General features: G+C 72.4%; 18 protein-coding genes. 9 read left to right on the top strand and 9 right to left on the bottom strand.

Annotated features, from left to right (window positions below):
• Positions 1-90 precede the first annotated feature (90 nt).
• The 9 genes from ACLQ2N_RS32990 to ACLQ2N_RS32950 form a co-directional block, all read right to left on the bottom strand.
• On the bottom strand, positions 91-1,194 hold the full coding sequence (locus ACLQ2N_RS32990) for a hypothetical protein (protein WP_425818963.1): 1,104 nt from the start codon (positions 1,192-1,194) through the stop codon (positions 91-93).
• Entirely contained in the window at positions 1,191-1,547 is a 357-nt protein-coding gene (locus ACLQ2N_RS32985; protein ID WP_425818961.1) for a hypothetical protein, read from the bottom strand. Before ACLQ2N_RS32985 ends, ACLQ2N_RS32990 begins: the two co-directional genes overlap by 4 nt.
• A 2-nt stretch (positions 1,548-1,549) precedes the next feature.
• Positions 1,550-2,179: a hypothetical protein gene (locus ACLQ2N_RS32980; RefSeq protein WP_425818959.1), complete on the bottom strand. Its 630-nt coding sequence runs from the start codon at positions 2,177-2,179 to the stop codon at positions 1,550-1,552.
• A gap of 140 nt (positions 2,180-2,319) precedes the next feature.
• Complete coding sequence (locus ACLQ2N_RS32975; protein WP_425818957.1) at positions 2,320-3,111, bottom strand: hypothetical protein; 792 nt, start codon at positions 3,109-3,111, stop codon at positions 2,320-2,322.
• A gap of 83 nt (positions 3,112-3,194) precedes the next feature.
• Positions 3,195-3,992 (bottom strand): hypothetical protein, encoded by a 798-nt coding sequence (locus ACLQ2N_RS32970; protein ID WP_425818955.1) that lies wholly within the window; start codon positions 3,990-3,992, stop codon positions 3,195-3,197.
• A gap of 88 nt (positions 3,993-4,080) precedes the next feature.
• Positions 4,081-4,695, bottom strand: coding sequence for a hypothetical protein (locus ACLQ2N_RS32965; RefSeq protein ID WP_425818953.1), 615 nt, complete (start codon positions 4,693-4,695; stop codon positions 4,081-4,083).
• A 172-nt stretch (positions 4,696-4,867) separates the two neighbouring features.
• On the bottom strand, positions 4,868-5,005 hold the full coding sequence (locus tag ACLQ2N_RS32960) for a hypothetical protein (protein ID WP_425818951.1): 138 nt from the start codon (positions 5,003-5,005) through the stop codon (positions 4,868-4,870).
• A gap of 107 nt (positions 5,006-5,112) precedes the next feature.
• Positions 5,113-5,580 carry a hypothetical protein gene (locus ACLQ2N_RS32955; RefSeq protein WP_425818949.1) on the bottom strand — a complete coding sequence of 156 codons (468 nt, stop codon included), beginning with the start codon at positions 5,578-5,580 and terminating at the stop codon, positions 5,113-5,115.
• Between the two features lie 261 nt (positions 5,581-5,841).
• Complete coding sequence (locus tag ACLQ2N_RS32950; protein WP_425818947.1) at positions 5,842-6,327, bottom strand: hypothetical protein; 486 nt, start codon at positions 6,325-6,327, stop codon at positions 5,842-5,844.
• 285 nt (positions 6,328-6,612) lie between these two features.
• Between ACLQ2N_RS32950 and ACLQ2N_RS32945 the strand changes: the two genes are divergently transcribed.
• The 9 genes from ACLQ2N_RS32945 to ACLQ2N_RS32905 all read left to right on the top strand — a co-directional run bounded on the left by ACLQ2N_RS32945 (position 6,613) and on the right by ACLQ2N_RS32905 (position 12,913).
• A complete protein-coding gene (locus tag ACLQ2N_RS32945; protein ID WP_425818945.1) occupies positions 6,613-6,993 on the top strand; it encodes a hypothetical protein in 381 nt (126 codons plus the stop codon).
• A gap of 210 nt (positions 6,994-7,203) precedes the next feature.
• Positions 7,204-7,662 (top strand): hypothetical protein, encoded by a 459-nt coding sequence (locus ACLQ2N_RS32940; protein ID WP_425818943.1) that lies wholly within the window; start codon positions 7,204-7,206, stop codon positions 7,660-7,662.
• A gap of 130 nt (positions 7,663-7,792) precedes the next feature.
• Entirely contained in the window at positions 7,793-8,350 is a 558-nt protein-coding gene (locus ACLQ2N_RS32935) for a hypothetical protein (RefSeq protein WP_425818941.1), read from the top strand.
• Positions 8,351-8,431: 81 nt separating this feature from the next.
• Entirely contained in the window at positions 8,432-9,007 is a 576-nt protein-coding gene (locus ACLQ2N_RS32930) for a hypothetical protein (RefSeq protein ID WP_425818940.1), read from the top strand.
• A 66-nt stretch (positions 9,008-9,073) separates the two neighbouring features.
• Positions 9,074-9,604: a hypothetical protein gene (locus ACLQ2N_RS32925; protein ID WP_425818938.1), complete on the top strand. Its 531-nt coding sequence runs from the start codon at positions 9,074-9,076 to the stop codon at positions 9,602-9,604.
• Positions 9,605-9,693: 89 nt separating this feature from the next.
• The gene (locus ACLQ2N_RS32920) at positions 9,694-10,215 is read left to right on the top strand and encodes a hypothetical protein (protein ID WP_425818936.1); all 522 of its coding nucleotides are present in this window, start codon (positions 9,694-9,696) and stop codon (positions 10,213-10,215) included.
• Between the two features lie 62 nt (positions 10,216-10,277).
• Positions 10,278-10,916: a hypothetical protein gene (locus ACLQ2N_RS32915; protein ID WP_425818934.1), complete on the top strand. Its 639-nt coding sequence runs from the start codon at positions 10,278-10,280 to the stop codon at positions 10,914-10,916.
• Between the two features lie 42 nt (positions 10,917-10,958).
• Entirely contained in the window at positions 10,959-11,684 is a 726-nt protein-coding gene (locus tag ACLQ2N_RS32910; RefSeq protein WP_425818932.1) for a hypothetical protein, read from the top strand.
• Positions 11,685-11,776: 92 nt separating this feature from the next.
• On the top strand, positions 11,777-12,913 hold the full coding sequence (locus ACLQ2N_RS32905) for a hypothetical protein (protein WP_425818930.1): 1,137 nt from the start codon (positions 11,777-11,779) through the stop codon (positions 12,911-12,913).
• Positions 12,914-12,976: the final 63 nt, after the last annotated feature.

Raw genomic sequence — 12,976 nt, 5'->3', positions numbered from 1 at the left:
AGAAAAACTGTACACTGTGTCCGAGGGTGGGGGTAGGGGGCCGGCATCCCGACCCCGCCCGTTCCCCCGGGGAACACCCGCGCCGCTGGTCTACTCCGCGGGCGGAAACGCCATCCACGCGCCTGCCCAGTCCCGTTCAGGGGCCACGGTCCAGCCGGCCGCCCGCAGCACCTGAGGCACGCTCTCCGTCTGCTCCAGACCGTCCGGCCCGGCCGCATCCACCGTGACCCCAGCCGGCCAGTCCCCGGACGCGACAGCCGCCGTCACCATGAGCCCGTTCCGCTCGACCAGCCAGGCGCCCGTACCGATCGGCTCGCCGTACTCCACCATCGGCAGTCCGGCCGCAGCCAGCACCGCAATCGCGGCATCCTGCACCCGCCCGCGCCTGAAGCCCGGGAAGAAGCCTACGGTCGGGGCGGTGCTCTTCGGTATCCAGTGCACCTCGTACGTCAGCGGAGGGTGCGCCCGCGTCAGCATCGGCACCGGTTCCTTCCAGGCCACCATGCGACCCTGCTCCGTGACCTCCCGACCGACCCGCAGCGCGTTCGCCACCGCCACCAGGGCGTCAATACGCTCATGCGCCACCAGGTCGCTGTACCGGTTGACGCTGTGCACCTCACGCCGCAGCCACGCCAGGCCGTCCCCCATCAGCTCGTCGGCGCGCTCCAGGTCCGGCCACAAGCCCTCGGCGGCAACAAGCCGGGCGTCGATGAGCGCGTGCTGCCGCTCCGCGCGCATCGCTTCGGCCGCGGCCTCCTCCTCGGTATCCGCCACGGCAACGTGCGCGCGGGTCCACAGGTCCATGACCAGCCACGGGGCGGTGAACGGTATGTCGTTGGCGACGGGCGCGAACCGGGGCCCGGCAGTCTCGTGCGGCCGGTCGTTCACGAACACGTCCATCCGGCCGGGCACGCTGGTCACCGCGTACCCGGCGCGGGTGAGGACTTCGAGGATCTGCGCCTTGTACTTCTCGTGGCCCAGCGCGGGCCCGTGCGTCCACATCGGCCGGGTGGGGGTACCGCCGTGCCACCGCACGAACATCCGGCGCGGTTCCTGATGATCGAGGGATTCAACGCGGAACCCCTCCGGCACCACGCCCCGGACGTACTCGGGGAGAGTGCGGGCGAGCAGCGTCGTCACCCGGGCGGCAAGGCCCACGGAGTGAAACGGCGTGGTGTGCGGTGCAGTGCTCATCGGGAAGGCTCCTGACCAGTGCGAAGGACGGAGGGAACAGCGGCAGGGGACGGGATGGATGCAGGGCCGGCCAGGCTCGGCGCCCCGTCCGGGAACAGCGCCAAGTGCGCCAGGTGCTCACGGTGGAACTGCGTGATCTCGTCGTCGCTGAAGCGGTGGCCGATCATGGCCGCGCACTCCTGCGCGAGGAGGAACCGGCCGTGGAGCCAGCGAAGCCGGGACTCCGCCGGCCATGCGCCCGTGGCCCAGACGGCGGCCCAGTCGTACCCCTCGGCGGTGAGCTGGGCCGCGTACTCGGCAAACTCCCGCATGAGGATGTCCCCGAGCCGGCCGCGTTCCTTCTCAGTCGCCACGGCTACGCCTCCGCCGGGGACGCGGTGAACACGAACACATGCAGGCACTCCGCCAGGAAGCGCGCCGGACTGCCGGCCCAGTCGCGCACCCAGTAGCGGACGTACACCCGCCCCGCGGCCTCGTCGTATGTCATCACCGACCCGCCGTGCTCGGCAGCGATCCCCGCAGTCAGGTCCCGCATCCGGCTGCCGGTGACGACGCCGGGCACGTCGTATGCCGCGTCCTCGTCGTACCGGGCCACCAGGTCCCGCAGCGGCACGAGCAGCCCTCTTCCCTGGTGCTCGGTCACGTACTGTGCGGCCTCATGGAACGGTGGGAGCGCAAGGTCCATCCGGCCGGGCAAGACGATGCCGGGGGGAGCGGGTACGAACCGCTGCCGCGCGTCCCACTTCTCAACGGCCCGGCCCAGAGCGGCACGCACCTCGGCGTCGGTCCATGTGCCCGTGCCGTCGTCCTGGCCGGCATTCAGTCCGTCGTACCGGGACGGCACCCACAACCCATCGACGCGGGTCCACACGTCCTGGGTGTGCGTCCACACGTAGCGGTCGCCATCAGTGAAGCGCAGTGGAACGGCAGGCGGGGGGAAAAGCGCCGGCCGCACGGCCGGGGCGGTCAAGGTCACGGTGGACACGGGGAGTCTCCAAGCGGTGAGTGCGGGAACAGCGGGGCACGGTGCGCCCTGCTCACGGCCGCGACGGGCGCGGCCGAGGGAAGGAAGCAGCGGGCCGGACAGCCCGGGGCGAGGATGTCCCGCCCCGGGCCGGCGGGCGGTCAGAGGACGTACAGGGCGTCGTTCGCGGCCTGAAGCCGGTCGATGGAGCTGAACGGGAAGCAGCGGATGGGGCCCGCCGTGCCGTTGGCGGCGGTACGCCGGACCGCGACCGAGCCGTACGGGTGGTTCTCCACGAGCGGGGGGACGACCTCGAAGTGGTAGATGGCGTTGCCGATCCGGCGGGCGTACTCCCACTGGCCGAGGGGCATGGGCTGACGCATGCCGACGATGGGCAGCTCGTACGTACGGGCGAACTCGACCAGGGCCCGCCGCGTCGCGAACAGGGCCGCGTACGGGATCGCGCGCCGCACGGCGGTCAGGAACTCCGTCATCGCCTTATGCAGGGCCCGACCGTCGGTCGTTCCCTGGATGGCGCCGCACAACGCGCCCAGGGCCTCCACACCGGCCGAGTAACCCCGCGCCCAGGCCCGCGCCACAACCCCGCCAGAATCCCGCGCCAGGGCGTAGCACCGCCACGCCAGCACGCCGACGGCGAGCACCACGGGGTGCTCAAGGGTCACTCCGTCGGGGTAGACGATCAGCTGGGAGTGGGTGCGCTCGACGTTGGTCAGGAGCTCCCACTCCTCGGCGTCCTCGGCGAGCGCGATGGTCGTCAGCGCCGCGTGCAGGAGGCCGGACGCCTGGTCGTCCATGTCCAGGACCGGAAGGGCGCACAGGGCCTTGTCCAGCCCGGCAACGGTTTCCGGGGAACCCCAGCGTTCGGCGGCGCGCACGGCGGCCTGCCCGGCGGTCAGCAGCCTCCGCATGGCGGCTGTGATGGTGGTGTGCATGGTCGAGTCCTCCAAGGGCTCAGGGATGGAAGAGAGGGGCGGCAGCCGGCGGGGCGCACGGAGCGCACGCCCCGCCGGACGGTTCACAGGGAGGCGGTGAAGCGGTCAACGACCTTGCGGTCCGTACGGTCGGTCAACGCGAAGACGTGCACGGACTCCGTACCGGCCCGCCGAACGGTCACGACTCCGTACGGGAACCCGTCCCGCCATCCGTCCTGGACCAGTTCGAACGCGTACCGGCGCTGTCCGATGACCCGGGTCCACTCGACGTAGTAACCGCAGTCGATGCGGGCGACCCGGGGGCCGATGGGGAACAGGCCGCAACGGCGTGCCCAGAGGTCCGCAAAGTGCCCAGCGGTAAGAACGGCCGTGTGCACGATGGCGGACCGCAACCGATCGGCGAACTCCCACCCGGTACGGCTCATCAGGCTCTCGGCCGGCCGCTTATCGGTCCGGCGCAGCATGATGCCGAGCAGCCGCGTGCCTGTCTCGGCCGCGCGGGTCCACGGGCTCAGCGGGGCGCCCTCCATGTCGGGCTGCCGCTCGTGGCATACGGCCAGCAGCCGGATCACGTTGGCCATCGCTTCCGACTCGTGGGGGAGGGTCCAACTCGGCTTCGACCGGGCCAGATCCTCTACGGCGGTGGCCATGTGGTCGATGACGGGAAAGACCTGGGACTCCTCGGCGCGTTCCAGGGCCCGCAGCAGCGTCACATAGTTGCCGTCGTCCATGAGGGGGCCGGACGGGGTGGCAGGGAGCGCCAGAGCGGCCCGGGACAGCTCCGCGAGGGTTCCGGGGCCCGGAGACAGGCGGACAAGGTGTACGGCGGCGCGGAAGGCCAACAAGGGGGTGCGGTAGTCAAGGGCGACGGCGGTGGTCATGTAGGGAGTCCTCCGGGACACGGTGAGCTGAAGGGGAGCGGGCCGGCGGGGGCGCACGCGGGGCAGTACGCCCCCGCCGGAAACCGGGTCAGAGCGCGTGACGGGGAACGCGCGGGACGTGGCAGACCGGCGTGTTGTCCGGGAGCACGGCCGCCATGATCAGGGCCATCACCTCGTCCGCGGCGGGCAGTTCGGCCGGGATGAACGCACAGGTCATCTGCGCGCCGTCGAAGCAGGACCGCTTGCGGACCCACACCACGCCCGTAGCCGTGAGCGTCACCTCGTGGTTTCCCGGGCGCAGAGGGCCGGCGAACGTGGTGGCGCTCTGGCCGATCCCCCACGGCCCCGGGTCCGAGACGGTGAGGGCGTGGAAGCTGCCCAGCAGGTTTCCGCACATCAGGTACGGCCGGTCACGCTCGAACGGGCTCTCGCCGATGCTGACCGGGCGGCCGGGGAGCGGCACGTCGGCGGGGACGGACCGGGGCGCGATCAACGGCAGGCCCAGCCGCGTCAGGAGACCCGGGTCGGTGTACAGACGCCGAACGTCGGCGTCCGACAGCAAGTTGGGGCACTCCGGCCGGCCGCACGTCCAGCGGCCCTGCTCGTCGCGTATCTGAACCTCGCCGGCGACCTCCAGGCGGTCGCCCGGGGAGTACGCGGACGGGATGTACGGCAGCGCGGACAGGGGAAGGAGGGTGGTCACGAGGACTCCAGAAGTTCAGGGGATGCGGGCGCGGATGATGGCCCGGCGAACGTGCTTACGGCGCGTCCTGCACACGGCCCAGACAGGCGGTGGCGCGGACGAGAGCGGGGAACAGCGGAAGCGGGAGGAACGGGCCGGGGCGGCGGGAGCGCACACCCCGGCCGGCTGACGATCAGCCCTTGATCTCCAGGACCAGGAGGCAGAACATCGAGGCAGCGGTGACGATGAACGCGCCCGCCATCATGAACGTGACCATGCGGAACTCGCGCCGGGTCACGGGGCGCTCACGGTCGTCAGGGTTGTTCGACATGTGCAGACCTCCGACGGGTCATAGACGTGCGGGGCGCTCGTGCATCCCCGCACCGGGCCGCGACAAGGGCGCCGCGGCTCGATGCGGGCACGCCGGACGACCGGCCGTCAGCCCTCGAAGGAGTGGCAGGCCACGGTGAACGGGCGCCCGTGGTGCGTACGCGGGTGGCCGCCGCACTCCTCACGGAGGCACAGGGGGTTCGCGTCAGTGCCCGGACGGGGGTCGACGTCGAACCGGTCGCACGCCGAAGCGTTCGGGTTGCGGTGCTCGCTCTCCCACTGGTCACACGTCCCGCACAGCGGAATGGAAGAGGTGAGCGGGGTGGCAACCTGCACCATGCGGTGGAACTTCCCGGACGAGTAGGTGAACGTCACGGTCCCGCTCAAGTCGTCCAGGACGATCGACCCGCCGCACGCACGAGCGGCGACCAGCTGGGCGCGGACCAGCCCACCGGACATGGGACGGGTGTCCATACCGGGGACAACAGCGGAGGACGGGGACGCGTCCACGGTGTACGCGGCGAACGTCGCTTCGGACGGGTCACACAGCCGGAACTCGCCGATGGCGGCCGGCATGGGGGCAGAGAAGAACACAGGGACTCCAGGGAAGAAGGGCGCAGCGGAATCGCGGGGAAGGGAACGGGCAGACACGGAGCGGCGCACAAGGGGCGCGGAAGTCTTCGGCGGGGCCTGAACGCGGTACCGGCACGCGACTGCGAGCGACGCTGTGACCAGCAGAAAGGGGCGTTCGTGGAACCCGTGAGACCGTCCTACGCGCGCGGGAGGGGTCGCGGGCCGGCCGGGGCGCACCGTGCGGTGCGGGCGCCCCGGCGGGGGTCAGCGGGTGATGCGGGCCCGGACGGTGCGGCGGTAGCGCGTGAGCCGGTAGGTGATGCGGTGGAGGCGTGCGCGCCACCATCCGAAGTTGCGGACGGTGATACGGGCGCGGTCGCGCAGTCGCATGTCCTCCCACGGGATCATGGCGAGGCAGGCGAGGTTTTCGATGATGGCGTTCGCGACGCGGCGGGGGGAGGCGTTGGCGGGGGCGAGGATGCCGGGCTGCATGCACCAGCCGTCGATGCCGTTGGGGCCGAGCGCGGTCCAGTTCCAGCCTTCGGCCCACTTCATGACCGCGTCGTCGTGGCCGATGGCCAGGCCGTATCGCTGGTTCTGCACGATGCCGGCGTGGGCGTCGAGGTAGCCCGCGTGGATGAGCAGCGCTTCCACGGTGCGCAGGAAGGCGCGCTCGCTGGCGGTGGGGGCGGGGGGTGCGGTGGGCTTGGGGGTGGTCTTGTCGCCGGGTTTGGCCAGGGTGACGGACATGGTTGTCCCCTTTGGGTGTGGGTTCGGAGCGTTGGTGTTGGTGCGGCTCGCTCGTGCCGTCCAACGAGTTGAACTGTACACCCTGTCCGGCGGTGCGCAAGCCCTGATCCCGGATCGGTCGATCGGTTCTCCTCTATGGGGTGCGGCCGGCCGGAGCGCCGAAGCCCCCATCGGCGGACAGTGTGTACAGCTTCGCGTGTGGTCATGTAGTGTGGTGCTTGCACCGACCGGCGGTGACGGACGAGCGACCGTCACCGCCCACGCTCCGCACCCAAGGGGACTTCTGTGTCTGCTACCGCCCGCCGTACCCGCCGCCGCGCACTGGCCGCCGAACTCCGTGACCGGCGCCGCGAGAACCGTGCGCACCGCGACGCCACCACCCGCGTGAAGGTGAGCGACTTCCTGCTCGGCGCGGGAATGCCGCAGGAGGAGGTGGACCGGTACGGCTCATGGGCGGGACGCCACATCGTGAGCAAGTACCGGGCCGCGCACCACGGCCACGCCCCGCGCACGACGTACAAGCGCACCAAGCCGTGCAAGGGCGCGCCCAAGGGTCGCTGGATCAAGGTGTACGTCTACCGGGCCGCAGACCCCGCGCTGATGGCCGGTGCGAGCGCCTACGGCCGTACCGCGCCCTACGTCGCCGAGTACGCCCCCGCCGCGTAGCAGTCGCGCCCCTCGGCCGGCCGGGCGGCCGGACCCTCCCCCCTCACCGGTCGCCCGGCCCCCGCCCGTCCCTGCACCGCACCCCGGGGCCGGATGTCCCCCTGCTGCTCCTGTGGCGGCATTCCAGCCCCCGTTGGCCCAACCCGAGATTTCAGCCCCTTCAGTCCCTCGTGGGCCGAGTTCGGCCCTTCCGTGATCGGAGAACCCGTCATGTCCCGTATCCGCCGCACCGTTGAGCAGATCCGAGCCGCCGCGATCCTGGCCGGCCTGCTCGCCCTGGTGGCGCTCGCCGTCGCCGCCATGATCGGCGCGCACTCCTCCACCTCCAGCGCGCCGCGCCCCGCCGCCACGGCCACCGTCACCCCCGACAAGGGCCAGGACGCCACCGTGAACGCGTACAACGCCGGGTGGCGGGCAGGTGTGGCCGCACTGAACAACGGGGCCGCGCAGACGCCCCCGGACGCCATGCGCGCCGACAGCAGCCCGGAAGGTGCCGCGTGGGCCGACGGGTGGGTGGACGGTCAGGCTGACGCGCTGGGCGACGACAACCGCGACGGGACCGTGGACGAGAGCGAATCCGGGTGGGACTGCCGCACGATGGGCAACCGCGTCTGCGGGCCGGCCGGGCGCCCCGGGAGCGATGTCGCTGCGGTGCTGGCCCGCTCCTGACCTTGCATTGGGGCGGGGGCTCACCGGGGCCCCTGCCCCCATCCTCGGACAGGGTGTACAGTTCTACTTGTTGGACGGCACGAGCGAGCCGGACCAACACACGCTCCCAACCAACCCAAAGGGGACAACTGTGCCCACGATCACCGCGACAACGGCCGACCTGCACCCGCGCGCCGAACTCTTCGCCATCGCCACCTACGCCCGCGCCCGTGCGCTCGCCCCCGACACCCCGGACGCCGACCGCCCCGCCCTCCTGGAGCTGGACGACGAAGCGCACTTCACCGGACAGCACTGCTACCCCGGGGGCCCGTGGGACCGCTCGAACTTCAAGGTCGCCATGATCCTCGAAGACTTCCGCCGGGACGCCGCCCGCGCGGGCCTTGCCCCGCTCGACACGACCGACGTCCCCGCGCTGCTCCTGGACGCCGCCACGACCGCACTGCGCAACTGCTACCGCAACCGGCCCCACGTCGTCACCGAAGTCCAGATCGGCGCCGGGCCGTTCGGGGGCCGCGTCGAGTGGTGTGCCATCACCCGCACCGTCACCCGCTACGCCGACGGCACGGAACGCACGGACATCAGCTACCCCGCGCTTCCCCTCCACTACTTCCTGACCGGCCTGGCCGCACTCCGGCCGCCCACGCTGGGAGACACCCTCACGCTCCCCGTGGCGCTCCCGGCGACCTGACGCCCCCATGCCGGCCCGGGGCGCACCCAACCCCGCCCCGGGCCCCCTCCCCGCTTCCCTCCCGCCAGAAAGGCGCTCACCATGCCCGGTGTCTCCGTCGAGACCGTGTCCATTCCCTTCCCCGACGTCGCCGTGCAGTCCCCGTCCCGACGCGGTGAAGCGTGGCGCCTGATGCTCAAGCACAGCCGCCACATCTTCGGACGCGGCTCGACCCTGCGGGCCGCCAAGGAAGAACTCGCCCAGCACATGACCTTGGCCGCCGAAACGGCCCACGTGCAACCGGCCTTCGCCCGCGACGACGACGGTGCGCTGATCGTCGCCATCGATCGCCCGTGGGGCGTCGATGAGTACCGGATCACTGACGCGGGGCACAGGCTGACCGGCTGCTACGCCCGCGACGCCGACCCCGCCGCCCTGCTCGCCAAGACCCACCACTACACGGTGCTGCCCGCGCGCGGGTCCGGGCAGTCGGTCAGAGCCCCCCGCCCGCCGTTCTTCTCCCTGGCGCAGATCGAACAGGCGCTGAACGTGGCGCACGAGCGGGCATCCGCCTTCAGGACCGACCAAGGGGCCCTGGAGATTTTCCAGGGGGCAGTCAAGGCCCTGCTGGACAACCCGGACTCGCAGTACCCGCTTCCCGACGACGACACGGCCTGATCTCCGAGCATCCGGCCGGCCCGGGGCACATCCGCCCCGGGCCACCGACCCCAGAACGGAACGCCCGTGCGCATCCCCCGCTTTCACCCCCTGTCCGACATGCCGATGTTCGAGGCACAGCGCAGGTTGCGCGGCCACGCCTTCTACCCGGGCGCGAGCGTGCTGAAGACACTGGCGCCCCGCACGCCCCGCCCCGCGCCCGACGCGTCGCCGTGCATCGTCCTCCACTCCCCGTGGGGCCACATCGTCATCACGGAGATCGACCCCGAGACGCTGAACGGCTACGGCTGGACGTGCCTGTCGAGCTTCCCGCTCGGCGCCGAGTGGGGAGACCTCGGGTACCTCGGCGAGATCGAGAAGCGGCGGGGCCTGCCGTTCGAGTACTGGGAACGGGATCTGTTCTCCAAGGACAAGAACGCCGCCGCCGCCATCGCTCGCATCCTCACCCGCTACGCCCCACCCGTGCTGGCCGACGCCCAGGAGGAGCCGGAGCCGGGGCACGCGCGCGCCGCCCCGGCCGAACCGGCGCCCCGCCCGGCCGCCGCCCCCGTGGCCCGCGTGCCCCGGACGTCCCGTGGCGCCATGAGCCGCCGCTGACCCGCAGCCGGCCCGGGGCGCGACCGCCGCGCCCCGGGCCGTAAGCCCCCGACCTTTGGCACCCTCACCCCGCTCAGGAAGGACCCACCATGACCACCACCCCCGCCGCCGCTCCCGACGTCGAGTCGCGCACCGCCGACGGCGCGCCCCTGCGCGTCCAGCTCTTCACCGTGGAGGCCAGCGCCTACGGCCCGTACGTCGGCCTGCCGCTCCAGGACCCGTGGGGGCCCTACGACGCGCACCTGTTCACCCGGGCCACGGCCGAACTGATCGTGCGGGACCTGGAGCGCGACGAGTGCGGCATGGAGGCCGAGTTCGCCCCGGACGGCACGCTCGTCTTCCAATGGACGATCGAGAACGACGGGGTGGGCGGGAACCGGTCCGTGCGGCCGGACGCGCACGGCAGGTACGCCATCGGCGGACTGTGGGCGTGGGACGCCTGGAGCGACGACGTCCCACAGACCGCCGGACAGGCCGCGTTCGCCGTGGGCGCGGCCGAGTACGAGCTCGCGGCCGAGGAGCGCACCCCGTACCCGGAAGGGCTTGACGGCCTGTACGCCCGGGGCCGCGAGGAAGCGCTGACCGTGTCGCTGCGCCGCGACGAACTCTGACCCGCCCGCCGGCCCGGGGTGCACCACCGCGCCCCGGGCCCCCTCGCCGAACGGACACCCCCGTGACCACTGCGACCGCAGTCCAGCTCTCCACCCCGCACGCCATCGGCCGCCCCCTCGACGCGGACCGCACCGCGTACGCCCTGTCCAACGCCGACCGTCCGGGCGCAGCCGTACCCGTCTCCGGCGCCCTGGTGCGCTCGCTGCTCGCATCCGCGCTGCACTGCGGGGGCGCGGCCGCCCTGGAGCCGGACACGGGCACCGTGGCCCTGTCGTGGCCGCAGATCGGGGGAATGGTCCCCGGCCAGTTGGGGCCGGTGTTCCGGGCCGCGCCGTGCGACCGTCCGGCCCGTACGCCGTGCTGCGCCCGGTGCGGGCACTGGAAGGGCGAGCACGACCATCCGGCCGTGCCGACCGCGTGCACGCGCTACCGGCTGAACATCGGGCCGGCCCGGTACGCGCCCCCTGAGCACGGCGGGGTCACGTACGCATGGGTCCGGCGCATCGGCCGTACACGCTTCCGATTCGAGATCACCGAACCCACGGCCCTCGACCCCGGCGGGGCACTGGTCGCGCACCGCTTCCCGGCCCCTGGGGACGGCCCGTACGACTACGGCGCCCGCTACTGGCCGATAGCCCCGGAGCGGCGCGCCGCTGCCCTGGAGCGGGCCCGTTCCCGCGTCCACCCGCAACCCTGCTGACCCCGCCCCGCTGCGCCCCACTCCCGCTTGGAGGACACCGTCATGCCCGGCCTGATGCTTGCCGACCGTCAGACGCACACGTTCGAGACCCCGCACGGCCCGGTGCGGATGAAGAAGTACGGCGCTGCGCCCGGCAACGAGTTCGTACGGGCCGCTGTGCGGGCGGGCAACGGGCGCGACCGGGCGGCGCTGGTGACGCTGCGGCCGGCCGCGTACCCGTACGCCGGGGCGTGGCTGGCCGCTCTCGCCGAGCACGCTCCGGCCGCCGCCGACGACCGGAACCCGGACATGGCTCCGGCGTCGGTTCGGGTGGTGGCGAAGATGACGCGGACGCACGCCAACGGGGTGCCCCGGCAGTCGGACGGGTCGGTCGGGTGGAGTGTGCCCGGGGCGTCCGCGCGGGTGTGGCCCGACGGCCGGCTGGTGGTCACCTCGCACGCGGGGGTGGAGCTGTCGGCCCGGCTGGAGGGGGCGCAGTGGGACACCTGGGCCGTTGCCGCCGTGGCGGACGCTGCGCTGCGGCTGCTGTGCGCGCCGGAGGCGCGGCATGTGACCCGGACGTCGGAGCCGCGCGGCTGGTCGCGTGCGGCGGACTCCTGGGAGAGCTGGGCGGGTGGCCCGGTCGGGGTCAAGAGCGGGTGGGTGCACGACGGTTCGTCGGTGGCAGCGTGCTCGTGCGGGTGGCGGGTCACCGTGCCGTCCCGTCTGGGGGCGCGGGGTGCTGCGGCCGAGCACCTGCGGGAAGTCGGGGTGCGGGCCCTCTGTTGACCACCGCCGGACAGGGTGTACAGTTCTTCTTGTTGGACGGCACGAGCGAGCCGGACCAACAAACGCTCCCAACCAACCCAAAGGGGACAACCATGTCCAGCAACAGCCTGCCGAAGTGGACATCCACCCTCTCTACCTCCGTCGTCTGGTCGGGCACCGACAGCGACGCGCACTTCCTCCACGCGTTCGGCGAAGACGGCAAGGCGCTGTGCAACCGCCGCATCCGGGCCCGGGGCCACCGCGACAACACCGCCTACTACCGGTCGACGGCCCGCGTGGAGGCAGACGTCTGGCCCGGCAACCTCCTGCACGACCGCTGCCGCGACAAGGCCGAGGCGAAGGTCGCCGCGCACCCCGAGGCACAGCAGCGCGCCGCTGAAGACGCCGCGTGGGCGGCTGAGATCGCCGACAGGAAGCGCCAGGAGCAGTACAGGACCGCGATGTTCGTCTTCGGTGAGACCTGCTACGCCGCAAACCATGCGGTGGTGTCCTACCAGGAGAACGCCGACACCACGATCGCCGAGGGCGGCCCGGAGTTCACCCCGGTGCAGGTGTGGGGGCACATCGACGGTGGGCTCGATGATTACGGGCCGGCCGAGATGGCGCACTGCACCGAGGAGCGCACCCCCGTCGCGGCACTGCGCGCCACCTGGTACCACCTGGACGCGCTCGCCCGTGCTGGTGCCCTGTCCGGTGAGCTTGAGGAAGAGGAGATCGCCGAAGCGCGCACCGTGCTTGCCGCCGCCACGGTCGCCGCCCTGGCCGAGGAGAGCGACGACCCCGCCCCGGTCGTACTCGACAAGACCCCCGAGTCGTGGCAGGTGCTCTTCCACCAGACATCGACGCTCACCAGTGACCGCTGGGCCGACCTCCCCCTTCACTCCGTGGTCCGCACGGAGCAGCTGCTCAACGGGTACGGGTGGCGTGAGGTGGACATGAGTCTCACGGCGCGCGGCCTTGCCCGCTACGGCGTCACCGCGTCCAGCGCCGGGCACGCCCTGATGGTGGCCCGGAAGCGCTGGGAGACCGAGGGCCCGCACGCCGCATGGTTCCGCTTCCTCGCCGAGGAAGCGCCTGCCATCGAGGCGCTGCGCGCCGAGTACGCCCCCACGCCGGCACGGGAGCGCGCCGCGTTCGAGTTCGCCACGGCCGCCGCCGCGACCCCCGCCCCGGACCTCACGCTGGCCGACCTCCACGCCATCGCCACAGGCGCCCGTACCAACGCCTGACGGCCCCCGGGTGGGAGCGCGCGACGCAAGCCGCTCCCGCCCGGCACCCTCCCACCTCACCGC

Origin of the sequence: Streptomyces sp. DT224, from assembly GCF_049844595.1 — a bacterium.
Lineage (GTDB): Bacteria > Actinomycetota > Actinomycetes > Streptomycetales > Streptomycetaceae > Streptomyces.
Note: the sequence above shows the minus strand (reverse complement) of the source record. Positions and strands in the feature narration are given on the sequence as shown.

Coding starts and splice junctions, on each gene's coding strand:
- ACLQ2N_RS32990 (WP_425818963.1), bottom strand. CDS start 1,194: ATGAGCACTGCACCGCACACCACGCCGTTTCACTCCGTGGGCCTTGCC.
- ACLQ2N_RS32975 (WP_425818957.1), bottom strand. CDS start 3,111: ATGCACACCACCATCACAGCCGCCATGCGGAGGCTGCTGACCGCCGGG.
- ACLQ2N_RS32970 (WP_425818955.1), bottom strand. CDS start 3,992: ATGACCACCGCCGTCGCCCTTGACTACCGCACCCCCTTGTTGGCCTTC.
- ACLQ2N_RS32960 (WP_425818951.1), bottom strand. CDS start 5,005: ATGTCGAACAACCCTGACGACCGTGAGCGCCCCGTGACCCGGCGCGAG.
- ACLQ2N_RS32955 (WP_425818949.1), bottom strand. CDS start 5,580: ATGCCGGCCGCCATCGGCGAGTTCCGGCTGTGTGACCCGTCCGAAGCG.
- ACLQ2N_RS32950 (WP_425818947.1), bottom strand. CDS start 6,327: ATGTCCGTCACCCTGGCCAAACCCGGCGACAAGACCACCCCCAAGCCC.
- ACLQ2N_RS32940 (WP_425818943.1), top strand. CDS start 7,204: ATGTCCCGTATCCGCCGCACCGTTGAGCAGATCCGAGCCGCCGCGATC.
- ACLQ2N_RS32930 (WP_425818940.1), top strand. CDS start 8,432: ATGCCCGGTGTCTCCGTCGAGACCGTGTCCATTCCCTTCCCCGACGTC.
- ACLQ2N_RS32920 (WP_425818936.1), top strand. CDS start 9,694: ATGACCACCACCCCCGCCGCCGCTCCCGACGTCGAGTCGCGCACCGCC.
- ACLQ2N_RS32910 (WP_425818932.1), top strand. CDS start 10,959: ATGCCCGGCCTGATGCTTGCCGACCGTCAGACGCACACGTTCGAGACC.
- ACLQ2N_RS32905 (WP_425818930.1), top strand. CDS start 11,777: ATGTCCAGCAACAGCCTGCCGAAGTGGACATCCACCCTCTCTACCTCC.